Origin of the sequence: Acidovorax sp. Root568 (assembly GCF_001427445.1) — a bacterium.
Classification (GTDB): domain Bacteria; phylum Pseudomonadota; class Gammaproteobacteria; order Burkholderiales; family Burkholderiaceae_C; genus Acidovorax; species Acidovorax delafieldii.
The window spans coordinates 340114-365217 of record NZ_LMGP01000018.1 but is presented as its reverse complement, the minus strand read 5'-3'; the positions used below and the strand labels follow the sequence as shown (position 1 = coordinate 365217).

Genomic DNA, 25104 nt, shown 5'->3' with positions numbered 1-25104 from the left:
AATAGATCGCCGCCTTCCACACCCATCCGATTCAGCGGACTAGTCGGCAGATTCGTCGCTGCCTAGTCCTTCGACAAGGTACCGCTCCAGCCCAACCACCAGCGCATCAAACGTGCGCCTGCAGCGCGGACTGGTGCGCAGGTCCTCGTGCATCACCACCCAGGTCTCCAGCCCGTATTGAAGCTGCTGCGGCAGCACCCGCACGAGTGCGGGGGCACTGCGCCGGGCCAGTGCTTCCTGGCAAATGCCGATGCCGGCGCCTGCGCGGGCAAAGGCCAGCTGCGCCACATCGCTGTCGCTGCGCACGGCAAACCGATCTCGCCGCCACACAGGCAGGGTCTTTTGGGCCGCACGCAGAAAAGGGGTTTCTGCATCAAAGCCTATCAGGCGGTGCTGCGCCAGCTCGGCCAGGGTGGCGGGCATGCCCTGGGCGGCGATGTAGCGCGGATGGGCATACAGGCCCAGCGGGATGGTGCCCACGCGGCGGGCGATGAGCGCGTCCTGCCGGGGTTCGGTCATGCGGATGGCGATGTCGGCCTCTCGCTGCAGCAGGTCGTGCACGCGGTTGCTCAGCACCAGCTCCACCGTCAATGCGGGGTGCTCGGCCTGCAACTGTGCAAGGAGGGGCGGCAACACCTCGACCCCCATCACCTCGCTGGCGCTCACGCGCACCGTGCCGCGCACGCCGTCGCCCTGGCTGTCAGCCGCGCGCACCAGCGCCGCCGCAGAGTGGCCCATGGCTTCGGCGTAGCTGCGCAGGGCCAACGCGGCCTCGGTGGGCAGCAGGCCCTGCTGAGAGCGCGTGAAGAGCACCAGCCCCAGGGCCTGCTCCAGCGCGGCAATGTGGCGGCCCACGGTGGGCTGCGTCACTCCCAGGGCCCGCGCGGCGCCCGACAAGGAGCCCTCTCGCAGCACGCCGAGGTACGAACGGTACAGCTCCCAGCCAATGTCATGGCGATCCGGTTGGTCCATACATAAATGTATAGCCAAGCACTCATTTTCAGCAATTCCATTGGATCGCCCTGGCGCGGACACTGCCTCCATCCACAGGTTTTTGAAGGAGTATCGCGATGAGCAACAACCCCAACAACCCCATCGGCAGCCGCCCCAAGGTACTGGTTCTGGGCGCCACCGGCGGCATTGGCGGCGAGGTGGCGCGCCAGCTGCGTGACCGGGGGTGGGAGGTGGTGGCACTGCACCGCAACGCAGCGCAGGCCAGAGAACAGCGCGGCGGGTTCACCTGGATGCGGGGCGACGCGATGACCCGGGCCGACGTGATGGCCGCCGCCACCGGCTGCCAGGTGATCGTGCACGCGGTCAACCCGCCCGGTTACCGGCGCTGGAGCGAGCTGGTGCTGCCGATGATCGACAACACGATTACAGCGGCCCGGGCGCACGGGGCCACGGTGGTGCTGCCAGGCACCGTCTACAACTACGGGCCGGATGCCTTCCCGGTGCTGCACGAAGACGCCCCCCAACACCCCTGCACGCGCAAGGGCGCCCTGCGGGTGGAGCTGGAGCGCCGCCTGCAGCAAGCCACCGTGCCACACCCGCTGGAGGCAGCATGCCGCGTGATCATCGTGCGCGCGGGCGACTTCTTTGGCCCGCAGGCGGGCAACAGCTGGTTTGCGCAGGGCCTGGTCCAGCCGGGACGACCGGTGACCACGGTGAAGCAGCCAGGCGCACCGGGCATCGGGCACCAGTGGTCGTACTTGCCGGACGTGGCGCGCGCCATGGTGTTGCTGCTGGAGCGGCGCGCCGAGCTGCCCGCATTTGCCCGCTTTCACCTGGCTGGGCATTGGGATGCCGACGGCACGCAGATGGCGGCTGCCATTGGCCGTGTGGTGGTGGCGCGGGGCAGCCAGGCGCCGCGCGTGCAGGCTTTTCCGTGGTGGCTGGTCACGCTGGCCTCGCCGTTCGTGACCACCTTGCGTGAAATGCGCGAGATGCGCTACCTGTGGCAGCAGCCCGTGCGCATGACCAACGACCGGCTGCGGACGGTGCTGGGTGAGGAGCCACACACCCCGCTGGACGAGGCAGTGCAGACCACCTTGCAGGGCCTGGGCTGCCTGCCAGCCTGCTCCGGTAGCAGCGGGAGCGGGCACGCCCAGGCCGCACCGGCAACTACACCCCCAGAAACCCCGCAATCACCAGCCCGGCTTCCAGCGTGAACGCCCCTTGGGCGATGCGCTCCCGGACCACCTCCAGAGGCAGCAGGTCAAAACGCTCGACCTCGCCGTCCTGGTTGTCGGGCTCCATGCCCTGAGGCACCTGGGCGCGAAACCAGTCGATGCGCTCGACCATGAAGCCCACGCCACCGCCCTCGCGGCTGGGGCGGCTGAACAGCACCTGGCCCCCGTGCGCCACGTTGGCCAATGCCTCCACCCGCAAACCGGCCTCTTCCCAGGTTTCGCGGGCCAGGGCCTGCGGCAGAGAGTCGGCAGCAGAGACCATGCCACCCATCAGCGTGTCCCACAGCCCGGGGTTGTTGGGTTTGGTCAGGGAGCGCTTTTGCACCCACATGCGCCCGTCAGGCGCCAGGCCCACCAGGTGCACGGCGCGGGTGGCCACGCCCAGCACACGCACCGCCCCGCGCTCCACGGTGCCGATGACCTCGCCCGCCGGGTTGGTGACCGCCAACTGCTCATCACGCCAGGGGCCACACAGGCCCGCATCGCGCAGCGCGGCGGCCAGGGTGTTGAGGGCATCCGTGGTGTCGGTGGGCGATGCCTGCAAATGCCAAGCAAGGCCCTGAGAATGCCCTGCTTCTGATAGCTGGTAGCGCTTATTCATCAAGCGCTTCAGGCTGATTTGACTGAAAAACCCGGGCGCTACCGAGCCCACCACCTGCCCCGCCACCACCAGGGGCTGGCGCGGCTGGGCCGGTGGCTGCTGCGCCGCCTGGCGTGCCCCTGCCAGCCACTGGTCGAAGGTGGGCGCCTGAACAGCCGCGTTCACAGCGTGAGGACGGTGCAGCCGGTGGTCTTGCGTGCTTCCAAGTCGCGGTGGGCCTGCTGCACATCGGCCAGCGGGTAGCGCTGGTCGATGTGGATCTTGACCTGCCCGCTGGCGACCACGGTAAACAGGTCGTCCGCCATGGCTTGCGTGGCCTCGCGCGTGGCGATGTGGGTGAACAGCGTCTGGCGCGTGACGTACAGCGAGCCTTTGGCGCCCAGGCTGCCGGGCGCAAACGGCGCCACCGGGCCCGACGCGTTGCCGAAGCTGGCCATCAAACCGAAGGGGCGCAGGCATTCGAGCGACTTGTCCCAGGTGTCCTTGCCCACCGAGTCATACACCACCTTCACGCCCTTGCCGCCGGTGATCTCCTTCACGCGCGCCGCAAAGTCCTCGGTGCTGTAGTTGATGGCGTGCGCCGCGCCGTTGGCCAGCGCCAGCTGGCACTTGGCATCGGACCCCGCCGTGCCGATGAGTTGCAGGCCGAGCGCCTTGGCCCATTGGCAGGCGATGAGGCCCACACCGCCCGCTGCGGCATGGAACAGCACATGGTCGCCAGGCTGCAGGCCTTCCACAGGCCGAGTTTTCTTGAGCAGGTATTGCGCCGTCAGGCCCTTGAGCATCATGGCCGCGCCAGTCTCAAAGCTGATCGCGTCGGGCAGCTTGCACACGCATTTGGCGGGCATCACGCGCACTTCGCAGTAGGCGCCGGGAGGATTGCTGGCATAGGCGGCGCGGTCGCCCACCTTCAGGTGCGTGACGCCCTCGCCCACCGCCTCGATCACGCCCGCGCCTTCCATGCCGATGGTGGCGGGCATGCTCAAGGGGTACAGGCCGGTGCGGTGGTACACGTCGATGAAGTTCAGGCCGATGGCGTGGTGGCGGATGCGGACCTCACCGGGGCCAGGCTCGCCCACAGGGACGTCAACGATGTGGAGTTCTTCGGGACCACCGTGCTGGCGGATCTGGACGGCAAGGCTCATGGCTAACGTCTCCTCAAACAAAAAAGGGGGGATGTCTCAACGGCGGTCATCCTGCCACGAATCGCACGCGGTTGCCGACGGCCCTTGCAGCACCGGTGCGTGCTGGGGCCTTGTGCCCCGGGCGCAGCAGGGCCCGGGCTGCACCGTTACAGTGCAGCCCCATGACTCAAAAAATCACACCCGGCACGGCCGTGCTGCTGGTGATTCCGCCCCTGCTGTGGGCCGGCAACGCTGTGGTGGGGCGGCTGGTGCATGACCTGATTCCCCCCATCACCCTGAACTTCATCCGCTGGGTGCTGGCCTTTGCCATCCTGCTGCCCCTGGCCCATGGCGTGCTGCGCGCCGACAGCCCGCTGTGGCCGCACTGGCGCCGCTATGCGCTGCTGGGCCTGCTGGGCATCGGGGCCTACAACGCGCTGCAGTACATGGCGCTGCAGACCTCCACCCCCATCAACGTGACGCTGGTCGGCTCCAGCATGCCGGTGTGGATGCTGGCCGTGGGCGCGCTGTTCTTCGGGGCCACCGTCACGCGGCGGCAGGTACTGGGGGCATTGCTGTCGGTGTGTGGTGTGCTGCTGGTGCTGAGCCGGGGCGAGTGGTCGCAGCTGCTGGCCTTCCGCCTGGTGCCGGGCGACTTGTTCATGTTGCTGGCCACCATCTCGTGGGCGTTCTACAGCTGGTTGCTGTCGCGCACCAGCGAGCCCACCAGCATCCGGGGCGACTGGGCTGCGTTTTTGATGGCACAAATGGTGTTTGGACTGGCCTGGTCGGGCAGCTTTGCGGGGGCCGAATGGGCCAGCGGGCGCACGCACATCGCATGGGGATGGCCGCTGATAGCCGCCCTGGCCTTCATCGCCGTGGGGCCTGCGGTGCTGGCCTACCGCTGCTGGGGGGTGGGCGTGCAACGCGCCGGGCCCGCAGCCGCCGGGTTTTTCATCAACCTCACGCCGCTGTTTGCCGGGGTGCTCTCGGCGGCCTTTCTGGGCGACACGCCCAAGGCGTTCCATGCCGTGGCGTTCGCGCTGATCGTGGGTGGCATTGTGGTGTCGTCACGGCGTTGACGGATTCCAGTTTTGGCAAAAACCGGCGGTAGCGCAGGTATTTATTGCCCCAATTGCTACACAAAGAGTAGCAAAAGGCGCGGCTTTTCTGGGCCCATCAACCCGGGGCAGTGAGCGTGGTGGCCGACTCCATCAACGCCTCCAGGTCCATCACCGGGGTGGGCCGCCCCAGCAGATAGCCCTGGAAGTACACACAGCCGTGCCGGGCCAGGAAGTCCTTCTGTGCCTCGGTTTCCACTCCTTCGGCAATCACATCCAGCTCCAGGTTGCGTGCCATGCCCAGAATGGTCTGGACGATCACATCGTCGGTGTGCCGCACCCCCAGGTTGCGCACAAAGGACTGGTCGATCTTGAGCTGGTCCAGCGGCAGCCGCGTGAGATACGCCAGCGATGAATAGCCGGTTCCAAAGTCATCCACCGAAAAGCGCACGCCCTTGGTCTTGAGCATGCCGATCTTGGCGATGGTGTCGTCCACGTTGTCCAGCACCAGCGATTCGGTGAGTTCGAGCTTGAGCAGGTGTGGCTTGGCGCCCGTCTCGCGCAGCACCTCCACCACCCGGGCCACAAAGTCGCGCTGTCGGAACTGCCGCGCGCTCACGTTGACCGACACCTGCAGGTGCCGGTACCGCTCGTCCCCCTGCCAGGCCGCCAGCTGCTCGCAGGCCGTGCGCAGCACCCAGTGGCCCATGGGCACGATGAGTTCGCTTTCTTCGGCCACGCCTATGAACTCGCCGGGCGCAACCAGCCCGCGCTCGGGGTGCTGCCACCGGATCAGGGCCTCGGCGCCCACCATGCGGCCATCCAGGTGGAACTGCGGCTGGTAGTGCAGCACAAACTGCCGCGCCGTGAGCGCCATCTGCAGGTCGGTCTCCAGCTGCGCGCGCATGCTGATGACGATCTGCATCTGGGGGTCAAAAAAGCACAGCGCGTTGCGCCCTTGCGATTTGACCTGGTACATGGCGATGTCAGCCTCTTTCAGCAGGTCCACCGACGACTGCAGGCTGCCGCCCATCAGCGTGGCGCCAATGCTGGGCGTGCTGTGGTGCGCGTTGCCCCCCAGCGTGTAGGGCACATTCAGTTTGCGCAGAATCTTCTCGCCCACCCGGCGCGCCTGGGCGGCGGCTTCATCACGGTGCACCGACAGGTCGCTGAGCATGACCACGAATTCGTCGCCCCCCAGGCGCGCCACCGTGTCCTCGCGCCGCACGCAGGTCTTCAGGCGCTGGGCCACCTGGCGCAACAGCATGTCGCCCACCTCGTGGCCCCGCGTGTCGTTCAGGGTCTTGAAGTGGTCCAGGTCCAGGAACAACAAGGCGCCGTACTGCCCGCTGCGCACGCTGGCGGCAATGGCTTGCTGCATGCGGTCCATCAACAGACGGCGGTTGGGCAGGTTGGTCAGCGGATCGTAAAAGGCCAGGCTCTCGATCTCCGTGCTGGCCTTGCGCAGCGCAGTCACGTCGTGGTAGCTGATGACGAGGCCGCCATCGGGCGTGGCGCGTTCGGTGATCTGGATGGTGCTGCCGTTGGCGTACGACTGTTCACGCGGCTCGGGCTGGTGCTTTTGCCGCTCCAGGCGCTGGCTCACCCACCGCTTGCGCTCATCGTCGGACAGGCGGGGCACATGGTGCTCCACCGTGGCCTCCAGCACCGTTCGGAACGGAATGAGGGGCGTGATCACGCCCTGCAGCCACGGGAGAATCGTCTCCAGCTGGCGGTTCCACTGCACCACCCGATGCTGGCTGTCCAATAGCAAGAAGCCGCTCACCATGGACTCCAGCGCCTGGTCCAGCGTGGCCTTGGACTGCGCGATGGCCAGGCGGGCCTGGGACATCCGGTCCACATAGCGCAGCGCCAACACTCCCGCCGCAAAGATCATGGCGATGAACAGCGCGGTGGTCAGCGCAATGGCATCGCGCTGGTCGCGCCAGCCGGCGAGCGCCGCATCCAGCGGAATGCTGGCCGCGATGCGCAAGTCCTGGTACAGGATGGGCCGGAACACCACCAGCGATGGCTCGCCGGTCAATCGCGCAGGGGCCTGCCAAGCCATTCCCCGGTCGACCAAATCTCCGATGGGCGGCGTGAGGGTGGGCGCGGTCACGTCTTCGCGGTTGGGCACGCTCAGCAGCAGTTGCCCGGTGGCGCGCTCCAGCGTGACCTGCAGGCCGCTGATGTCCACGCCCTGTACCAGCACCGAGCTGAGGGCCGACACCGGCAGCTCGGCCACAGCCACCACCCGCGAGCTGTCGGCCATGCGCAGGTGGCGAGCGAAGTACAACACTTTCTCGGAACTGGCAAAGCTCACCACCGGCGCGCTGACCATCAGGGTGGATACAGGTTGCTCCAGCACGCTCTCCAGAAAACCGGCCGGCAGCTGCACCAACAGGCTGGCGCCTGCGGGGTCGGACGACGCCAACGCCTTGCCCGTGCTGTCGAGCACCGCCACGTAGCGCACCATGAGGTTCTGCCGCGCCGACCCCCGCAGCCGCTGGCTGGCCGTATCGGCATCCAGCCACTTGGGCATGGCATTGGACAGTCCCAGCAGCTCGTCCATGCTGGCCAGCAGCACGTCCACGGCCAGCAGCGAGCGGTTGAGTGCCGCCTCTGCGCCCGCCACGAAGCGCGTGGCCTGGGCCTCGCTATCGGCCAGCGCGGCCTGGCGGGCATTCCACGCCAGGGTACCGGCCACCGCCACCACGGCCGCCACAAACACTGCAGCGCCCGCCCAGACATAGGCCTTGATGCGCGAAGGTGCGGCGGACTCTGTCATTTCGCAGGCGCTGCCTGCAGCCCACGCACTGGCCCGATGGTCTGGTTCCAGACCTGCGCGCAGCGAGCGCCGCAACGCTGCACCCAGCGCGGCAACACGGTGGATTCAAGGATCTCCTGGCGGCTGCGCTCATCCTGGGGCGACACGGGCACCACCACCATGCTGCCCTTGGTGCCAGCGCTGCAGGTGGGGGCACCCCGGTTGCAAGCCAGCCCGTCGGCAGTTTCACGCTCGGACTCGGCCCAGATGGCGGCTTCCAGGCGGGGCAGTTCGCGCTTGAGCAGCGTGCGCAGGTCGGGCGGCAGCGCCGCCCAGGCGGCCTGGTTGGCACCAAACACCGCAAGCCCCCAGGTCACCGGCAGGGTGTGCACGTGGGTGGTGAGCGCCGGCAGGCCAAGCATGTTGCCCGACATGGTGCCGGTAATGGCGCATTCGGTATTGCCCGCGGTCAAGCTCGGCACGATCTGCGAAAAACTGGTCAGCACGGGCACCCCGGCCAAGGCGCCCACAAAGTCGGCCTGGCTGGCCGACGACACACGCACGCGGCGGCCGGTCAGCTCGGCCAGCGTACGCAGTGGCTTCTTGCAGAACACCACCTGCGCCGGGTACACGTAGATGGCGAGTGCCTCGACACCATGCTGCTCACGCAACGCCTTTTCGAGGTAGGGGCGAAACGCCGCCAGCGTGGTCTTGAGCGTGGCAAGGTCGGGGTTCAGTCCGGCCAGGTCAGGCGCTGTGTATTCGGGGTATTGCGCGGTGAACGAACTCATCAGGGTGGTGCCAAAAGGAACCACGCCCAGCTGCAACAAACGCAGCATCTCGGCCCCGGGCACGCCGGCCCGGTCAAAGGGCACGATCTCTGCCTGGAAGCGCCCGGCGCTCAGGCGAGAAAGCTCCTTGGTCCAGAAGGGCTCTTCCTGCCGGACGTACTGGCTGATACCGGCCAGACCGCCCACGATGCGCAACCGGTACGGAGCTGCCGCTGCAGTGCCCGCACCCGCCGCGCTGGCCGCATCGGCGGCCTGCACAGCTGCCCCAACGCACAGCGCCAGACACAGCAGGGTGCAGTGGCGTTTCAGGCGCAGCAGAAAGGGAATGTGGACAGATTGCATGGCGGCGGACAGTGGCAGGCGCTGGTCCGCAGTATTCCACCAATTATTCAGCGCTCCGGTAAAGCTGTCGGCAAAACACCACGCCAGCTTCCGTTCTGCGCAAGCACTGCGCCACACAGCCCACCAGCCGTGCCTCGTCGGGCCCGGCCTGCGTCAGAACGTACCTGGGTAGGCACCACCGTCGGCCAGCACGTTCTGTCCCGTCATGTAGCCCGCGTGCACGCTGCACAGGAAGGCGCAGATGGCACCAAACTCTTCGGCAGTGCCATACCGCCCTGCCGGAATCTGCGACTGCTGCGCGGAGCGCACATCCTGGACGCTCTTGCCCGCCTTGCTGGCGGCTGCCGTGACGGTGGCTGCGAGCCGGTCGGTGTCGAACTTGCCAGGCAGCAGGTTGTTGATGGTCACCCCGCTCGCTGCAATCTTGCTGCGCGACACACCCGCCACAAACCCCGTGAGACCACTGCGCGCGCCGTTGGACAGGCCCAGGATGTCGATGGGCGCCTTCACGGCGCTGGAAGTGATGTTGACGATGCGGCCAAACCCGCGTGCAGCCATGCCATCCACGGTGGCCTGGATCAGTTCGATGGGGGTGAGCATGTTGGCGTCCACGGCCTTGATCCAGGCGTCGCGGTTCCAGTCGCGGAAGTCGCCGGTGGGCGGGCCGCCTGCGTTGGTGACCACGATGTCGAAGTCACGGCCCGGTCCTCCGGCCACCGCGAACACCGCCGCACGCCCTTCGGGCGTGGTGATGTCGGCCGCCACAGCCAGCACCTGCGGCGATGCACCCTTTTGTCCGCTGGCGCCTGTCTTGTTTGCACTTTCAGCTATCAAACGAGTAGCAGCCTGTTCGAGCGCCTCGGCACTGCGGGCGTTGATGACCACATTGACACCCTCGCGCACCAAAGCCTGCGCGCAGCCATAGCCCAGCCCCTTGCTCGCGCCACACACCAGCGCCCATTTGCCTGCAATACCCAAATCCATAACAATCTCCGGTTTCACGCTGCATGCCGCAGCCACAACAAATCATAAGTGGAGAGTTACAAAATGATCCGGCTGCACTGCAGAGCCCTGACTCCCTGGCTGGCATCGGGCGTGATGGCTCTCGCGCCTTTTCTGACAGGCACAGCACATGCCCAGGAGGCAGCCGTCGTCAAACGCGCCACCCAGCTGCGCGACAGCCCCACAGAAAACGGCGCCAGTGTGGCGCCCCTGGAAGCCAACGCGGTGGTCACGCGCACCAGTGAGCGCAAGGGCCCCTGGACCAAGGTCAGTACGCCACAAGGCGCCACGGGCTGGGTGCACATGTTTGACCTGGGCCCGCAGTCTGGCGCTGCTCCTACCAGTGGAAATGCAGCCACCAGCGGCATGCGCGGCCTGGGCGGCCTGTTTGGCAGCAACAGCGGCAGCACGACGACCGCCACCTCCACCGTGGGCATCCGGGGTCTGGGAGCCGAAGACATCGCCAAGGCGCAACCCAACCCGGCTGCCGTGACCCAGGCCGAGGGGCTGCGGGTCAACGCCGACCAAGCCCGCCAGTTCGCCAGCAATGCGTCGCTGCAGCCACGCAACGTGGCGCCCCTGGCGGAGCCGCCCCGGCCCTCCTCCAGCAGCGGATCGGGGGCGACAGGCTCGTCCAACAATCCGTCCGACCCCAATTTCAGCCCCAACTGAGCGAGAGCTGCCATGCGTCTGCCCCCATCCCTCTCCCGCACCCGGCTGCTCGCTGCGGCGTGCACCGCCCTGGCCCTGACCGTGCTCCCCAGCCAGGGACAGAGCCAGGGGGTCATGAATCTGCTCAACGCCCTGGGTGGTGGCAGCTCCACCAGCAACACCGGCGGAGGCCTGCTGGGCGCCATCACCGGTGGAGGCAGCCCCGCAGGCCAGGGGGATGACCTCATCAGCATGCTCACCCGTTCGGTCGAGAGCATCGACGAGCCCCGCGAGATCGAAATCGGCCGCCAACTCTCGGCCGTGCTGCTGGGCAGCAAACCCCTGCACCCGGACATGGCACTGCAGCGGTATGTGAATCAGCTGGGGCGCTGGATCAGCCTGCAATCGCCCCGCCCCAACCTGCCGTGGACCTTTGTGGTGCTGGACGACTCGGGGTACAACGCCTTTGCGGCCCCGGGGGGGTATGTGTTCGTGACCAAGGGCCTGATCGACCGCTGCGCCGACGAGGCCGAGCTGGCTGGCATCCTCGCCCACGAAATCACCCACGTCACCGCCAAACACCACCTGCTGGCCATTCGCAAGACGGCACAGTCGGGCATGCTGACCCAGTTGGTGGCTTCGCAGATCAAGACCAACGCCGTGGGCAACGTGGTGGCCTCGCAATTTTTGGCACTGGGGCGCAACCTATACGCACGCGGCCTGGACCAGACCGATGAGTACGATGCCGACCGCACTGGCGTGGCCCTGGCCACCCGCGCGGGGTTTGATCCCTATGGACTGGTGTCGGTGCTCCAGCACCTGCGCACCGCCACGCCTGACAACCCGGCCTTCACGCTGGCACTGGCCACGCACCCGCCGGCACAGGCGCGCCTGGAGCAACTGGAGCTGGCCATGGGCAAGAACCTCGATGGATTCACCGGCACGGCCCCCGTGACGGTGGCCCAGCGTATGAATCCCAAAACTGCGCCCGCAGCAGCAGCGGTGCCGTCGCCTGCAGCACCGGCCGAGGCACCAGCCCGCAGCAAGGCAGCTCCCAAAAAGAAGACGTCATAAAAGCAAGCAGGGCGGCCCTTGTCACGGCGCCCCAAAGGGCTGCGGGATGTGGGCTGTCAGACCCTGCGCGCCATGCGGGTAAAAATGAAGATACCCGCGACCACGAGCACCGTCCCGGCAGCGACCCACACCGTGAACGGTTCGCCCAGAATCCACACGCCCATGAGGATGGTGGACAACGGGCCCACCATGCCCGTCTGCGCGGCCATGCCTGCGCCGATGCGCTCAATGGCCATCATCACCATCAGCACGGGCGCGGCCGTGCACAAGGTGGCGTTGAGCACCGACAGCCAGATCACCTCAGGCGCAACGACTGCCGCACTCAGCGGCCGCAGCACCACAAACTGCAACAGGCAGCACAGGCAAGCCACGGTGGTGGCAAGCCCCACCAGCCGCAGCGCGCCCAGGCGCTGCACCATCTCGCCGCTGTAAACCAGGTAGATGGCATAGCTGACTGCGCTCAGGAACACCAGCAAGGTGCCCCAGGCAGCATTGGCACCCTGCAGGTTGGCCTCGTGGCCAAACACCAGAACCACGCCGCTGTAGCTCACCAGCATGCCTGCCGCCTGGGCCCAGCGGATACCGCGCCCGTATAACACCCAGCCCAGCAACACGACCAGCGTGGGGTTGAGGTACAGGATGAGGCGCTCCAGGCTGGCACTGATGTAGGCAAGCCCTGCAAAGTCGAGAAAACTTGCCAGATAGTAGCCGGTGACACCCAGGCCCAGCACGCCCAGCCAGTCCTTGCGGGTGAGCGGCGGTTTGCCCCGGCTGGCCCACCAGGCCATCACGGCAAAGATGGGCAGCGCAAACAGCATGCGGTACATGATGAGCGTGACCGCATCCACCCCATGGCGGTAGGCCAGCTTGACGATGATGGCCTTGCCGCTGAAGGCGATGGAGCCCAGGAATGCCAGCACAAGGCCGGAGGCAATGCTCTTCTTTTCAGTGGTCACGGGTACGAAGGGACGCAAAGCGCCTGCTGAAGTATCTGCCGGACAGTGGTCGCCGGAGCGTTGCGCCCAGTGTGACACGGCAAGGCTGGTGCAGGCCATCGAACCTCTGCGCGGGCGCCCCCTTCATCAACGATGGCTGACAAGCCAAAGTGCACCCCGTGCCGCTCGACAGATCGGTGGGCCAACCGCCTTAGCGGTGTTTGTGGAACACCCGCTGGTGCAGCCGCCGCAGTGACCACCACACCCCTGCCGCCACCACCGGAATCGCGAGGGCTGCCGTAGTCTCCGGCGACAACGGCCAGCCCAGTTTTTGCGCGCCCTTGGCCAGATAGCTGACGAGCCCGACGATGTAATAGGTAATGGCCGCTACAGACAACCCCTCCACGGTGGACTGCATCTGCAACTGCAGATCCTGCCGGTGGTTCATGGTGGTCAGCAGCGCCTGGCTGCTTTGCTGCTGTTCGATCTCTACCCGGGTGCGCAGCAGGTTGCTCATGCGCGATACGCGCTGCGACAGCGCATCCTGCCGACGGGTTGCCCACTCACAGGTACTGCGAGCAGGGGTCAGGCGCCGGTCCATGAACTCCCGGATGGTCTGCATGCCCGCCAGGCGGGACTCGGCAATGTCCTGGATACGGCGGTCCAGCAATTCAAAGTAGGCACTGCTGGCCGAGAAGCGCGAGTGCGTGGCTGCGTACTGACTTTCCACCTGCCCGGCCAGGCGCGTCAGCCGGTCGAGCAAGGCGGGCTCGTCATCACGGTTGGCCGTGCGGATGGCTTCAGCCAGCGCCGCCAGTTCGCGCTCAGCAAAGGCCAGCACACTGGCAGCCTCGCGAGCGGCAGGCAGACCGAGCAAGGCCGCCATGCGGTAGGTCTCGATTTCCAGCAGGCGCTGCACCAAACGCCCCAGGCGCCGTGGTGTCATACCCCCTGCGAGCAGCACCATGCGCGAAAAGCCGTCGGCGTGGATCGCAAAGTCGGTGTACACCTCACCATGCCCGTCGGCCACGGTAGAAGCTACCAATGTGTCTTCGTGCAGAACGTGCTTGACCAGAGAGCCCGATCCAAAGGTGTGTGTGGGCAGCACCCACAGGTTCAGGCTGCACAGGCACTGGCCGGGCAAAGCTGCAAGCCAGTCGTGCGGAACGGAATCCACGGCACTGACCGGCTCCCGCTCTCCAAAAGCCTCCACCGGAGCCGGGACCATGAAGGTCCAGGTGACGAATTCGGTGTGCATCTCCCAGCGCATCCGAAAAGCGCCCAAGTCCATCCGCAAGTGGGTGGTCTGGGCGTCGGGCAGCGCCATGTGGTGGTCCCGCAGGAGCGCGGCCACATGGGCCCGGCTGGCCTCGCGCCCTGCCGCATCGGCCAGCATCACGATGTGCGCGATGGCCAGCGGGGCATTCATCGCCTCGGGCGGGCGGGCGTGGATTTCGTTGTGCAGCATCGCCCGGTGCGGGTGCTGCGTGGGATGAAACGGTGTAGACATGCGGACCTCTGCCCGCAATTGTGTACTGGCGACAGCCGTACCACGTGGACGCCACTGCCCAAAAAACAACGGCACCCGAAGGTGCCGTTGATCAGGGTGAGAAAAGAATCGGACCCGATCAGTCTTCCACAAACGCTTCTTCGCGCTTGTTCTTGACTGAAGGCAGCAGCACGATGATGAGCAGCAGTGCCGCAGCCGCCAACAGGCCAGCCGACAGCGGACGCGTCACAAACACGCTCCAGTCACCACGCGACAGCAGCAGCGCACGGCGCAGGTTCTCTTCCATCATGGGGCCCAGAATGAAACCGAGCAGCAGCGGTGCCGGTTCGGTCCCCAGCTTGTAGAAGATGTAGCCAATCAGACCGAACGCACCCACCATCCAGATGTCGAAGGTGTTGTTGTTGGTGGAGTACACACCCACCGCGCAGAACAGCACGATGGACGGATACAGCCAGCGGTAAGGCACGGTCAGCAGCTTGATCCAGATGCCGATCAGCGGCAGGTTCAAGATGATCAGCATCGCATTGCCGATCCACATCGAAGCGATCAGGCCCCAGAACAGTTCGGGGTTGCTGGTCATCACCTGGGGACCAGGCTGGATGTTGTGGATGGTCATGGCACCCACCATCAGCGCCATCACGGCGTTGGGAGGAATGCCGAGCGTCAGCAGCGGGATGAACGAGGTTTGTGCACCGGCGTTGTTGGCAGCTTCCGGAGAAGCCACGCCACGGATATTGCCCTGGCCGAAAGGCACTTCGCCGGGTTGCAGCTTGGTCTTCTTTTCCAGCGTGTAGGCAGCAAAAGCAGCCAGCAGCGCACCGCCACCAGGCAGGATACCCAGTGCAGAGCCCAGCGCGGTACCACGCAGCACGGCGGGAATCATGCGCTTGAAATCGTCCTTGGTCGGGAACAGACCCTCGACCTTGGCAGTGAACACTTCGCGTTCGTCATCAGGACGCGAAAGGTTGGCAATGATTTCGCCGTAACCGAACACGCCCATGGCGATGGTCACAAAACCGATGCCGTCGGTCAGCTCAGGGATATCGAAGCTGAAGCGGGCCACGCCCGAGTTCACGTCGGTACCCACCAGACCCATCAGCAGGCCCAGCACGATCATGGCCACCGCCTTGAGCAACGAGCCTGAGGCCAGCACCACAGCACCGATGAGACCCAGCACCATCAGCGAGAAGTACTCGGCAGGACCGAACTTGAACGCGACTTCGGTCAGCGGAGGCGCAAAGGCTGCCAGGATCAGCGTACCCACGCAGCCCGCGAAGAACGAACCCAGACCTGCAGCCGCCAGCGCCGGCCCCGCTCGACCCTTGCGCGCCATCTGGTAACCGTCAATCACGGTCACCACCGACGAAGACTCGCCTGGCAGGTTCACCAGAATGGCGGTGGTGGAACCACCATACTGGGCACCGTAGTAAATACCAGCCAACATGATCAGCGCCGCCACCGGGGGCAGCGCATAGGTGGCGGGCAGCAGCATGGCGATGGTCGCCACCGGGCCAATGCCTGGCAGCACGCCAATGAGCGTGCCGAGCAAACAGCCCACGAAGCAGTAAATCAGGTTCTGGAACGTGAAAGCAACGCCAAAACCCAGCGCGAGGTTATTGAATAATTCCATGGTCGGTGCTCCTGCTTAACCTGCGATGAAACTCGGCCACACAGGAAACTGCAGCTTGAGCGCCCACACAAAAGCCACGTAGCTGCCGATGGCAAGCACGGTGGCCAGAACAAACACACCCTTGGCATTGAACTCATTGCCAGCCAGGCTGGAGATGAAGGTCAGTGCATAGATGCCCACGATGAGGCCCATGGCCGGGATGCCCATGCTGGGCAGGCCACCCAGCAGAATGCCGAAGGCAAAGTTGGCAGCCAGAATGAAGAACAGCGGCTTCCAGGCCCATTTGCCGATCTTGTCGCCGTCGGCGGTTTCCACGGTCAGCGCCTTGAAGGTGATCACGCTGCCGATGAGGGCCAGCAAAATCCCCAGCAACAACGGGAAGTAGCCAGGGCCCATGCGCGCGCCCGTGCCCACGTTGTAAGTGGTGGCACCCCACGCAAATGCGATCCCTACGCCCATGAACATGAGCCCGGACGCAAAGTCTTTATTACTCTTGATTTTCACGAATTGTCTCCTTGACGGAATTCTCGACTGCGCGATTGTGCTGGCAAGGAGGGGGCGGCGCGATGTGGATTCCACCTACATCCGGTAACGCCTGGCAGGCCTGCACCGCAGTGCGAGTCGCCCAGGAGACTGTCTCGAAACCCACTATGGAAGATGGCTGGCCAACCGCAGAGGAATGACCGCCCCTCCCCTTCGCTCACTCCAGAGGCGGCGTGGCGGCAATCACCTCTTCCATCGTGGTCAGCCCCTCGGCCACGCGCAGCGCACCCGCCAGGCGCAGGGGACGCATGCCGTCTTGCACGGCCTGCCGACGCAGCACATCAATGGAAGGCGCCTGGGTGATCTTGTCCTTGAGCGCCTCGCTGACGGTGAGCAATTCATAAAGCCCCATGCGGCCCCTGAAACCGCCCATGCGGCAATCCACGCAGCCGACCGGCTTGTACGGGTGGTAGCTACCACTGATCTTCCAGGGCTTGACCACCTCGGTCAGGGCTTCGCGGCTCGCGGCCTCATCCTTTTGTTTGCATTGCTTGCACAGCGTGCGCACCAGCCGTTGGGCCAGCACGCCCAGCAAGGTGGCATTGAGGAGGTACGACGGAACACCCAGCTCCATCATGCGGGTGATGGCGCTGGGGGCATCGTTGGTGTGCAGGGTAGAGAACACCAGGTGGCCCGTCAGCGCCGCCTGAATGGCCATCTCGGCGGTCTCCAGGTCGCGGATCTCACCCACCATGATGATGTCAGGGTCCTGCCGCATCAGGGCGCGCAGGCCTTCGGCAAAGTTGAAGTCGAGCTGCGGCTGCACCTGGGTCTGGTTGAAGCTGGGCTCGATCATTTCGATCGGGTCTTCCACCGTGCTCACGTTGACCTCTTCGGTGGCCACGCGCTTCAGGGTCGAGTACAGCGTGGTGGTCTTGCCCGAGCCCGTGGGGCCGGTCACCAGGATGATGCCGTGGGGCCGCTTGACCAACGCCTCCCAGCGCTGCGCGTCGTGCTGCGCAAAGCCCAGGGCATCAAGGTCCTTGACCGCGTTGTCCGGGTCAAAAATGCGCATGACCATCTTTTCGCCAAACGCAGTGGGCAAGGTGGACAGGCGCATTTCCACCTCTTCGCCCCGCTGGTTGCGGGTCTTGATGCGGCCGTCCTGTGGGCGGCGTTTTTCCACCACATCGATGCGACCCAGCAACTTGATGCGCGCCACCATCGCGTTGTGCACGCCCATAGGCATCTGGTAGACCGGGTGCAGCACACCGTCGATACGAAAACGGATCACGCCCTGGTCGCGGCGCGGCTCCAGGTGAATGTCGCTCGCACGCTGGTCAAACGCGTACTGCCAGAGCCAGTCCACCACCTTGACCACGCCCTGGTCGTTGGCATCGAGCTGCTTGTTGCTTTTGCCCAGCTCCACCAGCTGCTCAAAGCTGCTGCCACCCGAGTTGCCGCCAGCCTTCTGCGCGGCGCGCACCGACTTGGCCAGCGCAAAAAATTCGGCCGTGAAGCGGTGGATGTCTTGGGGGTTCGCCACCACCCGACGCACCGAGCGGCGCGACTGGCGCTCCACCTCGGCCACCCAGTCATCGATGAAAGGCTCGGCCGTGGCCACCACCACTTCTTTGCTGGTCACCTGCACGGGCAGCACCTTGTGGCGTTCCGCATAAGTGGCGCTCATGGTGTCTGCTACGCGCCCCACATCCACCTTGAGGGGGTCGATGCGCAGGTAGGCGAGGCCCGCACGTTGCGCCAGATACTCGGACAGCGCCTCGATGTCGAGCGGCTTGCTGTCGCTGGCGCGCTCCATGGCCACACTGGCAAGGCGTACTAGGGCATGCTGGGAGCTCTCAGCCTGCGAACAGCGGGCGATGGTGCGTTGCGCTTCCTCGCGCGAGATCACCTTGTCATCGCTGAGCCACTGCACCATGCGGCGCCAGTCCACCGGGCCAATGTGTGAAGCCGACTTCAGCCGGTCAGGGGTCACGACAGGAGCATTCATTGCAAGATTCCTCTCAGGGGTTCACAGGCTTGAACACCCGCAGCCATTTGGTGGTGGGCAGGTCCCACCGCGCCTGAATCGCCTCGGCCCGCTCGGCCAGTTCCGCGCGCTTGGGCCGCGTGGGGGTGCGCTGGGCCAGCACCACCGTGTTGCCTTCACGCGTGGGCTTGAACGCCCACAGCGCATCGCTGCCAAACGCCTGGGACATGCTCTGCAGGCTGCGGTCAAAGCTCGACGCGCGGCCGAACAGGTTCACGGTCATGCAGCCCGTCTCCGCGAGCAGTGCGCGGCAGTCGGCATAAAAATCGGGGCTATCGAGCACGGGGGCCGCAGCCTCGTGGTCATACAGGTCCACAGCCAGCGCATCCACCGTGCCCAGCCACATGGGGTTCTGGATCTCCTTGGACGCATCGGCCAGCACCACGCGCAGCTTGGGGCCGTCGGGCGGCAGCTTGAACCACTGGCGGCACACGGCCAGCACCTGCGGGTTCAGCTCGATGGCAGTGGTGCAGATGCGCAGCTTTTTGTGGCAGAACTTGGTGATGGCACCAGCCCCCAGGCCCAACTGCATGGCATGGCCCTTGGACACCTGCGCCAGGTCGGCAAACAGCAGCCAAGCCATCATGCGCTGCACGTATTCCAGCTCCAGGGCAAAGGGCTCGTCGATGCGCATGGAGCCCTGAATCCAGGGTGTGCCCAGGTGCAGGTGGCGCACTTCGCCGTCGTCAGACACGCTGACTTCGGGCAGTTCTTGCAAGGTTTCTTTTTTACGGGCCATTCACAGCAATCCGTGCCGGGCCATCACATCGGCCCAGGCGGTCAATTTACGTTCAAAACTCCAGGAGGCGTTGGCCGGGCTGGTCGATGGCAGCCGCACGGCCTCGATGGCACGTGCGCCTGACGTGCCCACATCATGCGGCAAGAGCGTCGGCGGCCCGGCAGCTCCCAGCGCGGCAAGCGCCGCCGGCGCGTGCCGAAAACTCTCCGCACCGTTGTGCGCCAGCGCGGCCAGCCGGGGGCACACGCTGCGCAGCGCCGCAAAGTCGTTGAGCCGGGCGTTACGGATACTGGTGTCCAAGCTGCCCTCGCGCTCGCAGCTCTGGTACACGTCCCACAGGCCCAGGCCGCGATCCAGCAGCCAGGCGCAGCGGTCCGCATAGCCATCCGGCCCCGCCGGGGGCAAGGGATGCTGGGGCCACAAGGCCTGCAGGATCTTCCAGAAGTGGTTCTGGGGGTGCGCGTAGTACTGGCGGGCTTGCAATGACGCAGCCCCCGGAAAACTGCCCAGCACCAGCACCACGGTGCGCACACCTGCCACCGGCGGAAGGCCCAGCCAGCGCGCGGACAAGCCGGAGGCGTCAGGCGTGGAGGCCAGCGACGGGTCGGCTGCAACAGGGGCTGGAAGCATGGGGCAATTTTGGCCCCAAAGGGCCGTCAGCCACGTCTGGCAGCACAAAAAAGATAGCTGTCGGCCCTTTGCCACAGGGCGGCAAACTCCCCAATTTCTCCCATTTGATCGTCCTTGCCGGTCTCTCTATCCCCCTACGATGGCCGCCCATCTGCCAGCAGCCTTTCCAGCCGGGGCAACGCGGCCAAGGCATTGGCCCAGGTGCTGCCGGCTAGCGCCTGCACAGGCTGGCCGCGCAGGTGGGCCACCACCGCCGCAATGCCAGGCAGCTCTGCCGGGCTGTTGCGGCCCTGGGCTTGTCCTGCGGCGCGCTCTGCGGCCGTGGTGTACAGCCAGTGGGGCGGAATGTCAGGCGCGTCGGTCTCCAGCACCAGGGCATCGCCGGGCAGCTCGGTGGCCAGACGGCGCAGCTGCAGGGCACGGTCATAGGTCACCGCACCGCCAAATCCCAGCTTGAAGCCCAGGCCGATGAACGCCTGCGCCTGCTGCAGGCTGCCGTTGAAGGCATGCGCAATACCGCCGCGCACCGGCAAATCCCGCAGGCCCTTGAGCAACTTGTCGGCAGAGCGGCGCACATGCAGGATCACCGGCAGGTCAAACCGCCGGGCCAGCTGCAGCTGTGCGCGGTAGAACAGCTCCTGGCGCGCCGGGTCGAGGCCCGGCACAAAGTAATCGAGGCCGATCTCGCCTATCGCCACCAGGCGCGGGTCGGCGTGGTGCTGCTCCAGGTATCCGGCCAGATGCTGCAGGTCCTCCTCCTCGGCGCGCCCTGTGTAGAGGGGATGAATGCCCAGCGCATAGCTGTCCCCATGCTGGTGCGCCAGCGCCCGCACGGTGTCCCAGTTGCTGCGCTCCACGGCCGGAATCACGCAATGGCAAACGCCTTGCGTCGCCGCCAGTGTGCGGACTGCACTGCGGTCGGCATCGAACTCGGGGGCGTCGAGGTGGCAGTGGGTATCGATCCAGGCGGTCATGCGCCGATGATGCCCGATGCAGCCTGCAAAGGCTGCGTTCGCAGGGGACGGTGGGCCCGTGTAGCCCTGCATGTGCATTTGCCCGCAAACCGTGCTACTGTCATTTGCGTGCGCCAGGCCCTGGCGTGTACGAGCAAAGGTGACAGGATGCCCCGGCCCGCCCTCTACAGCAGCTCCCGCCCCGCCCGCAGCCGCACGCCTGCGGCGGTGGATGCCACCGAAGCCCTGGCCTCTGCAGCGCCGCCCGCAGATGATTCGCCAGCGACGAACGCCGCCACCGCAGCCGCCACGCCCCCGAATTCCCGGGCATTCAAACGCCAGCTGGTTGCCCTGTGGACCATCGTGGTGCTGTTGGCCGCCTTGCTGGTAGCCAGCGCCTGGCACAACACCCGCAGCCCCGCCCGCAAGATCACCCAGGACGACATCGACGCCGCGGTGCTGCGCACACTGGAGACCACCACCCCGCCCTCTGCCGCCGCGCGGGCTGTGGAGAGCATCGGCCCCTCGGTGGTGCGCGTGGTGGGCTACGGGCGCAGCAAGAACGGCAAGGAAGAGGTCGAGCGCGGTATCGGCACGGGCGTGGTCATCGTGGACAAAGGCGTCATCCTGACCAACCTGCATGTGGTGGCGGGCTCAGACCGCATCGGCATCACCTTCCACGACGGACTGGAAACCACGGCCAGCATCACCGGCGTACAACCCGAAAACGACCTGGCCGTGCTGCAGGCCCACAAGGTGCCCGACGACCTGGAGGCCGCCACCCTGCGGTCCACCCAGAACCTGCGTCCGGGCGACCATGTGGTGGCCGTCGGCTTTCCTTTTGGCATCGGCCCGTCGGCCTCGGCGGGCGTGGTGTCGGGCCTGCAGCGCGAGTTCACGTCGCCCGAGGGCAAGCGCCAGCTCAGCAACCTGATCCAGTTCGACGCAGCGGCCAACCCTGGCAACTCTGGCGGCCCGCTGGTGACGATGGACGGCGAGGTGGTGGGCATCGTCACCGCCATCCTCAACCCCACGCAGGCGCGCACCTTCATCGGCATCGGTTTTGCGGTGCCCATCGAGAACGCGGCGTCCGCCGTGGGCATGCCGCCGTTCTGACCGTACACCGCCCCACCACTTCACTCGTCATCGCAAGGAGCCCCATGTCATCCAGCACGTCGCCCAATGCATCGAACGCCGCCACCGCCACGCTGATGGAACAGGTGCTCTACGAGGTCAAACGCGTGGTGGTCGGGCAAGACCGCTTTCTGGAGCGCGTCATGGTCGCCATGCTGGCCCAGGGCCACCTGCTGGTCGAGGGCGTGCCGGGCCTGGCCAAGACGCTGACGGTAAAAACACTCGCCAGCACCATCCAGGGCAGCTTCAAGCGCATTCAGTTCACGCCCGACCTGGTGCCCGCCGACCTGGTGGGCACGCGCATGTACAACCAGAAAACCGGCGAGTTCAGCACCACGCTGGGTCCGGTCTTTACCCACCTGCTGCTGGCCGACGAAATCAACCGCGCGCCCGCCAAGGTGCAGAGCGCGCTGCTGGAGGTGATGCAGGAGCGCCAGGTGACCATTGCGGGCGAAACCCACAAGGTGCCCGAGCCCTTCCTGGTGATGGCCACCCAGAACCCCATCGAGACCGAAGGCACCTACGCGCTGCCCGAGGCGCAGGTGGACCGCTTCATGATGAAAGTGCTGCTGGGCTACCCCACCGAGGAAGAAGAATTCGTGATCGCCCAGCGCGCGCTTGATGTGCCCGTGCAGGTGCTACCCGTGGCCACCACGGCGCAGCTGGCGGCATTGCAGGCCGAATGCCGCACGGTGTATGTAGATCCGTCGATGCTGCAGTACGCCGTGAAGCTGGTGGCGGCCACGCGCGAGCCTGCGCGCCATGGCCTGAAAGACCTGGCCGGCTACATCAGCTGCGGCGCCAGCCCGCGCGCCACCATTGCCCTGGCCGAGGGCGCGCAGGCCCTGGCCATGCTGCGCGGGCGCAACTATGTGCTGCCCGAAGACATGGTGGACCTGGCCGCCGATGTGCTGCGCCACCGTGTGGCGCTGTCGTACGAGGCGCTGTCTGAAGGGCTGGATGCCGACGCGCTCATCCAGCGCATCATGGCCAAGATCCCGGCACCGGCGCGCCCCTTGCACCACGAACAAAAGGCCGCTTGAATCCACCCGCCATGACCAGCAAGCTGCCCGCCACATCCGTCCCATCCGCCACGGTCCACACCCTGCCCACGCTGCCCGGGCAGGCCGACCGGCTGCTGCGCGAGCTGGAGTGGAAGGTGATCCGCCGCCTGGACGGCCTGCTGCAGGGCGACTACCGCACGCTGATGCGCGGCGCTGGTCTGGACCTGACCGACCTGCGCGAATACCAGCCGCATGACGACGTGCGCCACATCGACTGGAACGTGACCGCGCGGCTGAACACGCCCCATGTGCGCGTGTTCACCGAAGACCGCGAAATGTCGGCTTGGTTTCTGCTGGACCTGAGTCCGTCGATCAGCTTTGGCCCCACCGGCCATGCCAAGCGCGACATCCTGACCGGCTTTGTCGCCGTGCTTTCGCGCCTGCTCACCCGCCACGGCAACCGTGTGGGCGCCGTGCTCTACGGCGGTGCCAGCCCGCAGGCCGAACGCGCAGTGGACGCCGTGCTGCCCCCGCGCAGCAGCCGCGCCCATGTGCTGCACCTGGTGCACAAACTGCTGCCGTCCAAAACCCCGGTGCCGCCGCACAAGACCGGTGGCGGCGCCACCGAACTGCACCGGCTGCTGCAGACCGGCCTGGCCACGCTCAAGCGCCGGTCCACCGTGTTTGTGGTGTCCGACTTCATCAGTGCGCCCGGCTGGGAAAGGCCCCTGGCACAACTGACCCAGCGGCATGACGTGGTGGCCGTGCGCCTGCTCGACCCGCTGGAGCTGGAGCTGCCCGACGTGGGCCTGGTCACGCTGCGCGATGCCGAAAGCGGCGAGCAACTGCAGGTGGACACGCACGACGCGGGCTTTCGCCGCCGCTTTGCCCAGCTGGCCGCCGACCGCGAGGCCGCGCTGCGTGAAGGCCTGACGCGCGCAGGTGCCGACACGCTGGAGCTGTGCACCGACGACGACCTGGTCGACGCCCTGCTGCGCTTCATGGACCTGCGCCAGCGCCGGGTGCGGGCGCACAGCCACCCCCTCGTCCCCGCATCGGCATCCGCAGGCCCTGCCGCAACGGCTGCCGCCGCCTGACCGATCAATAGATTGATTCATTAGTCACCCGCCGCACACGCTGTACTCGCCACCAAGGACACACACCATGGTTTTTCTCTGGCCCACCCTGCTCTGGCTGCTGCTGGCTGTGCCCCTCTTGGTACTGCTGTACTGGTGGCTGCTGCACCGGCGCAAGAAAACAGCGCTGACCTACTCCAGCCTGTCCCTGGTGCGCGAGGCCATGGGCCCGGGCCAGCACCTGCGCCGCCACATCCCGCCCGCGCTGTTTCTGCTGGCCCTGGTGGCGCTGCTGCTGGCCGCTGCGCGCCCGCTGGCCGTCATCACCCTGCCCTCGCAGGACCAGACCATCATGCTGGCCATGGACGTGTCGGGCAGCATGCGCGCCGCCGACGTGGAGCCCGACCGCATCACCGCCGCCCAGAACGCCGCCAAGGCCTTCATTGCCGACCTGCCGCGCCATGTGCGCGTGGGCATCGTGGCCTTTGCGGGCAGCGCCCAGCTGGCCCAGCTGCCCACCCAGAGCCGTGAAGACCTGGTGAAAGCCATCGACAGCTTCCAGCTGCAGCGCGGCACGGCCACGGGCAACGGCATCATGCTGTCCCTGGCCACCATCTTTCCCGATGCGGGCATCGACATCGCCGCCCTGGGCGGCCGCCAGGCCATGCGCCCGAAGCCCATCGAAGAGCTGGGCAAGCAGCAGGACCCCGCCAAGACCTTCACGCCCGTGGCCCCAGGCTCGTACAACTCGGCCGCCATCATCATGCTGACGGACGGTCAGCGCACGACGGGCGTGGACCCGCTGGAAGCCGCCAAGTGGGCGGCCGACCGGGGGGTGCGGGTGTACACGGTGGGGGTGGGCACGGTGCAGGGCGAGACCATTGGCTTTGAGGGCTGGTCGATGCGGGTACGGCTGGACGAAGAAACCCTGAAGGCCGTGGCTGCGCGGACCAATGCCGAATACTTTCATGCGGCGACGGCGGCAGACTTGAAGAAGGTGTACGAGACGCTGAGCTCGCGGCTGACGGTGGAGAAGAAGGAGACGGAGATTTCTTCTTTGCTGGCGTTGTTGGGGGCGGTGCTGGCGTTGGTGGCGGCCGGGTTGTCGGTGTGGTGGTATGGGCGGGTGATGTGATCTTTTTTGGGTGATTTTGGCTGGATGTGCTAGTGGGATATGCGCTGGCAGCTATGCTTTTTGAAGCACTCTCCCTCCGTGCAAAGGGCTGTTTGCCCGATTAACGGCATGCCTTGATGAAGGGCGGAGGCCGGGAGTCGCCCGGCAGGCGAGTAACTTTCTCTTGTCTCGCCAAGAGAAAGTCACCAAAGAGAAAGCGACCCCACTGTCTGCGTCCCCT

The 25104-nt window shown here is 66.2% G+C and carries 22 protein-coding genes; 8 read left to right on the top strand and 14 right to left on the bottom strand.

Annotated features, from left to right (window positions below; all coding sequences use genetic code 11):
* Positions 1 to 39: 39 nt before the first annotated feature.
* The gene (locus tag ASD75_RS19535) at positions 40 to 972 is read right to left on the bottom strand and encodes a LysR family transcriptional regulator (RefSeq protein ID WP_056747464.1); all 933 of its coding nucleotides are present in this window, start codon (positions 970 to 972) and stop codon (positions 40 to 42) included.
* Between the two features lie 98 nt (positions 973 to 1070).
* On the opposite strand from ASD75_RS19535, the gene ASD75_RS19530 reads away from it, so the two are divergent.
* Positions 1071 to 2171 (top strand): SDR family oxidoreductase, encoded by a 1101-nt coding sequence (locus ASD75_RS19530; protein ID WP_056747463.1) that lies wholly within the window; start codon positions 1071 to 1073, stop codon positions 2169 to 2171.
* Here the strand turns inward: ASD75_RS19530 and ASD75_RS19525 are convergent.
* Complete coding sequence (locus ASD75_RS19525; RefSeq protein WP_056747462.1) at positions 2125 to 2958, bottom strand: DUF4743 domain-containing protein; 834 nt, start codon at positions 2956 to 2958, stop codon at positions 2125 to 2127. The genes ASD75_RS19530 and ASD75_RS19525 overlap by 47 nt on opposite strands.
* Positions 2955 to 3938 carry a quinone oxidoreductase gene (locus ASD75_RS19520; protein ID WP_056747461.1) on the bottom strand — a complete coding sequence of 328 codons (984 nt, stop codon included), beginning with the start codon at positions 3936 to 3938 and terminating at the stop codon, positions 2955 to 2957. Before ASD75_RS19520 ends, ASD75_RS19525 begins: the two co-directional genes overlap by 4 nt.
* A 161-nt stretch (positions 3939 to 4099) precedes the next feature.
* Here ASD75_RS19520 and ASD75_RS19515 point away from each other — a divergent pair, with 161 nt between their 5' ends.
* On the top strand, positions 4100 to 4999 hold the full coding sequence (locus ASD75_RS19515) for a DMT family transporter (protein ID WP_056747460.1): 900 nt from the start codon (positions 4100 to 4102) through the stop codon (positions 4997 to 4999).
* Positions 5000 to 5096: 97 nt separating this feature from the next.
* On the opposite strand, the gene ASD75_RS19510 is transcribed toward ASD75_RS19515, so the two are convergent.
* The 3 genes from ASD75_RS19510 to ASD75_RS19500 all read right to left on the bottom strand — a co-directional run bounded on the left by ASD75_RS19510 (position 5097) and on the right by ASD75_RS19500 (position 9862).
* Positions 5097 to 7766, bottom strand: a complete 2670-nt coding sequence (locus tag ASD75_RS19510) for an EAL domain-containing protein (RefSeq protein WP_056747459.1) — start codon at positions 7764 to 7766, stop codon at positions 5097 to 5099.
* Positions 7763 to 8878 (bottom strand): TRAP transporter substrate-binding protein, encoded by a 1116-nt coding sequence (locus ASD75_RS19505; RefSeq protein ID WP_235511661.1) that lies wholly within the window; start codon positions 8876 to 8878, stop codon positions 7763 to 7765. The genes ASD75_RS19510 and ASD75_RS19505 overlap by 4 nt, the downstream gene beginning before the upstream one ends.
* Before the next feature lie 153 nt (positions 8879 to 9031).
* A complete protein-coding gene (locus tag ASD75_RS19500) occupies positions 9032 to 9862 on the bottom strand; it encodes an SDR family oxidoreductase (RefSeq protein WP_056747458.1) in 831 nt (276 codons plus the stop codon).
* 63 nt (positions 9863 to 9925) lie between these two features.
* On the opposite strand from ASD75_RS19500, the gene ASD75_RS19495 reads away from it, so the two are divergent.
* Positions 9926 to 10552 (top strand): SH3 domain-containing protein, encoded by a 627-nt coding sequence (locus tag ASD75_RS19495; protein WP_056747457.1) that lies wholly within the window; start codon positions 9926 to 9928, stop codon positions 10550 to 10552.
* A gap of 12 nt (positions 10553 to 10564) precedes the next feature.
* Complete coding sequence (locus ASD75_RS19490; protein WP_056747456.1) at positions 10565 to 11605, top strand: M48 family metalloprotease; 1041 nt, start codon at positions 10565 to 10567, stop codon at positions 11603 to 11605.
* Positions 11606 to 11661: 56 nt separating this feature from the next.
* On the opposite strand, the gene ASD75_RS19485 is transcribed toward ASD75_RS19490, so the two are convergent.
* From ASD75_RS19485 to ASD75_RS19450, 8 genes are all read right to left on the bottom strand, one after another.
* A complete protein-coding gene (locus ASD75_RS19485) occupies positions 11662 to 12561 on the bottom strand; it encodes a DMT family transporter (protein ID WP_056747455.1) in 900 nt (299 codons plus the stop codon).
* A gap of 190 nt (positions 12562 to 12751) precedes the next feature.
* Positions 12752 to 14050 carry a DUF3422 family protein gene (locus ASD75_RS19480; protein ID WP_056060948.1) on the bottom strand — a complete coding sequence of 433 codons (1299 nt, stop codon included), beginning with the start codon at positions 14048 to 14050 and terminating at the stop codon, positions 12752 to 12754.
* Positions 14051 to 14168: 118 nt separating this feature from the next.
* Positions 14169 to 15680 (bottom strand): tripartite tricarboxylate transporter permease, encoded by a 1512-nt coding sequence (locus tag ASD75_RS19475; protein WP_056747454.1) that lies wholly within the window; start codon positions 15678 to 15680, stop codon positions 14169 to 14171.
* Between the two features lie 15 nt (positions 15681 to 15695).
* The gene (locus tag ASD75_RS19470) at positions 15696 to 16184 is read right to left on the bottom strand and encodes a tripartite tricarboxylate transporter TctB family protein (RefSeq protein ID WP_056747453.1); all 489 of its coding nucleotides are present in this window, start codon (positions 16182 to 16184) and stop codon (positions 15696 to 15698) included.
* 196 nt (positions 16185 to 16380) lie between these two features.
* The gene (locus tag ASD75_RS19465) at positions 16381 to 18174 is read right to left on the bottom strand and encodes a GspE/PulE family protein (protein WP_056747452.1); all 1794 of its coding nucleotides are present in this window, start codon (positions 18172 to 18174) and stop codon (positions 16381 to 16383) included.
* A gap of 13 nt (positions 18175 to 18187) precedes the next feature.
* Entirely contained in the window at positions 18188 to 18952 is a 765-nt protein-coding gene (locus tag ASD75_RS19460) for a hypothetical protein (RefSeq protein WP_056747451.1), read from the bottom strand.
* A complete protein-coding gene (locus ASD75_RS19455; protein WP_056747450.1) occupies positions 18953 to 19582 on the bottom strand; it encodes a DNA-deoxyinosine glycosylase in 630 nt (209 codons plus the stop codon).
* A gap of 134 nt (positions 19583 to 19716) precedes the next feature.
* Positions 19717 to 20556 (bottom strand): TatD family hydrolase, encoded by an 840-nt coding sequence (locus ASD75_RS19450; protein WP_056747738.1) that lies wholly within the window; start codon positions 20554 to 20556, stop codon positions 19717 to 19719.
* Positions 20557 to 20703: 147 nt separating this feature from the next.
* Here ASD75_RS19450 and ASD75_RS19445 point away from each other — a divergent pair, with 147 nt between their 5' ends.
* The 4 genes from ASD75_RS19445 to ASD75_RS19430 all read left to right on the top strand — a co-directional run bounded on the left by ASD75_RS19445 (position 20704) and on the right by ASD75_RS19430 (position 24884).
* Positions 20704 to 21651, top strand: coding sequence for a S1C family serine protease (locus ASD75_RS19445; RefSeq protein WP_056747449.1), 948 nt, complete (start codon positions 20704 to 20706; stop codon positions 21649 to 21651).
* A gap of 44 nt (positions 21652 to 21695) precedes the next feature.
* Entirely contained in the window at positions 21696 to 22712 is a 1017-nt protein-coding gene (locus ASD75_RS19440; RefSeq protein WP_056747448.1) for a MoxR family ATPase, read from the top strand.
* An 11-nt stretch (positions 22713 to 22723) separates the two neighbouring features.
* Positions 22724 to 23770, top strand: coding sequence for a DUF58 domain-containing protein (locus ASD75_RS19435; RefSeq protein ID WP_056747447.1), 1047 nt, complete (start codon positions 22724 to 22726; stop codon positions 23768 to 23770).
* Positions 23771 to 23837: 67 nt separating this feature from the next.
* The gene (locus ASD75_RS19430; RefSeq protein ID WP_056060921.1) at positions 23838 to 24884 is read left to right on the top strand and encodes a VWA domain-containing protein; all 1047 of its coding nucleotides are present in this window, start codon (positions 23838 to 23840) and stop codon (positions 24882 to 24884) included.
* The last annotated feature ends 220 nt before the right edge of the window (positions 24885 to 25104 follow it).

Excerpts from the sequence above, each read along its gene's own strand:
- ASD75_RS19535 (WP_056747464.1), bottom strand. The coding sequence starts at position 972 with ATGGACCAACCGGATCGCCATGACATTGGCTGGGAGCTGTACCGTTCG.
- ASD75_RS19530 (WP_056747463.1), top strand. The coding sequence starts at position 1,071 with ATGAGCAACAACCCCAACAACCCCATCGGCAGCCGCCCCAAGGTACTG.
- ASD75_RS19520 (WP_056747461.1), bottom strand. The coding sequence starts at position 3,938 with ATGAGCCTTGCCGTCCAGATCCGCCAGCACGGTGGTCCCGAAGAACTC.
- ASD75_RS19515 (WP_056747460.1), top strand. The coding sequence starts at position 4,100 with ATGACTCAAAAAATCACACCCGGCACGGCCGTGCTGCTGGTGATTCCG.
- ASD75_RS19510 (WP_056747459.1), bottom strand. The coding sequence starts at position 7,766 with ATGACAGAGTCCGCCGCACCTTCGCGCATCAAGGCCTATGTCTGGGCG.
- ASD75_RS19505 (WP_235511661.1), bottom strand. The coding sequence starts at position 8,878 with ATGCAATCTGTCCACATTCCCTTTCTGCTGCGCCTGAAACGCCACTGC.
- ASD75_RS19500 (WP_056747458.1), bottom strand. The coding sequence starts at position 9,862 with ATGGATTTGGGTATTGCAGGCAAATGGGCGCTGGTGTGTGGCGCGAGC.
- ASD75_RS19495 (WP_056747457.1), top strand. The coding sequence starts at position 9,926 with ATGATCCGGCTGCACTGCAGAGCCCTGACTCCCTGGCTGGCATCGGGC.
- ASD75_RS19490 (WP_056747456.1), top strand. The coding sequence starts at position 10,565 with ATGCGTCTGCCCCCATCCCTCTCCCGCACCCGGCTGCTCGCTGCGGCG.
- ASD75_RS19480 (WP_056060948.1), bottom strand. The coding sequence starts at position 14,050 with ATGTCTACACCGTTTCATCCCACGCAGCACCCGCACCGGGCGATGCTG.
- ASD75_RS19475 (WP_056747454.1), bottom strand. The coding sequence starts at position 15,680 with ATGGAATTATTCAATAACCTCGCGCTGGGTTTTGGCGTTGCTTTCACG.
- ASD75_RS19465 (WP_056747452.1), bottom strand. The coding sequence starts at position 18,174 with ATGAATGCTCCTGTCGTGACCCCTGACCGGCTGAAGTCGGCTTCACAC.
- ASD75_RS19460 (WP_056747451.1), bottom strand. The coding sequence starts at position 18,952 with ATGGCCCGTAAAAAAGAAACCTTGCAAGAACTGCCCGAAGTCAGCGTG.
- ASD75_RS19455 (WP_056747450.1), bottom strand. The coding sequence starts at position 19,582 with ATGCTTCCAGCCCCTGTTGCAGCCGACCCGTCGCTGGCCTCCACGCCT.
- ASD75_RS19450 (WP_056747738.1), bottom strand. The coding sequence starts at position 20,556 with ATGACCGCCTGGATCGATACCCACTGCCACCTCGACGCCCCCGAGTTC.
- ASD75_RS19445 (WP_056747449.1), top strand. The coding sequence starts at position 20,704 with ATGCCCCGGCCCGCCCTCTACAGCAGCTCCCGCCCCGCCCGCAGCCGC.
- ASD75_RS19440 (WP_056747448.1), top strand. The coding sequence starts at position 21,696 with ATGTCATCCAGCACGTCGCCCAATGCATCGAACGCCGCCACCGCCACG.
- ASD75_RS19435 (WP_056747447.1), top strand. The coding sequence starts at position 22,724 with ATGACCAGCAAGCTGCCCGCCACATCCGTCCCATCCGCCACGGTCCAC.
- ASD75_RS19430 (WP_056060921.1), top strand. The coding sequence starts at position 23,838 with ATGGTTTTTCTCTGGCCCACCCTGCTCTGGCTGCTGCTGGCTGTGCCC.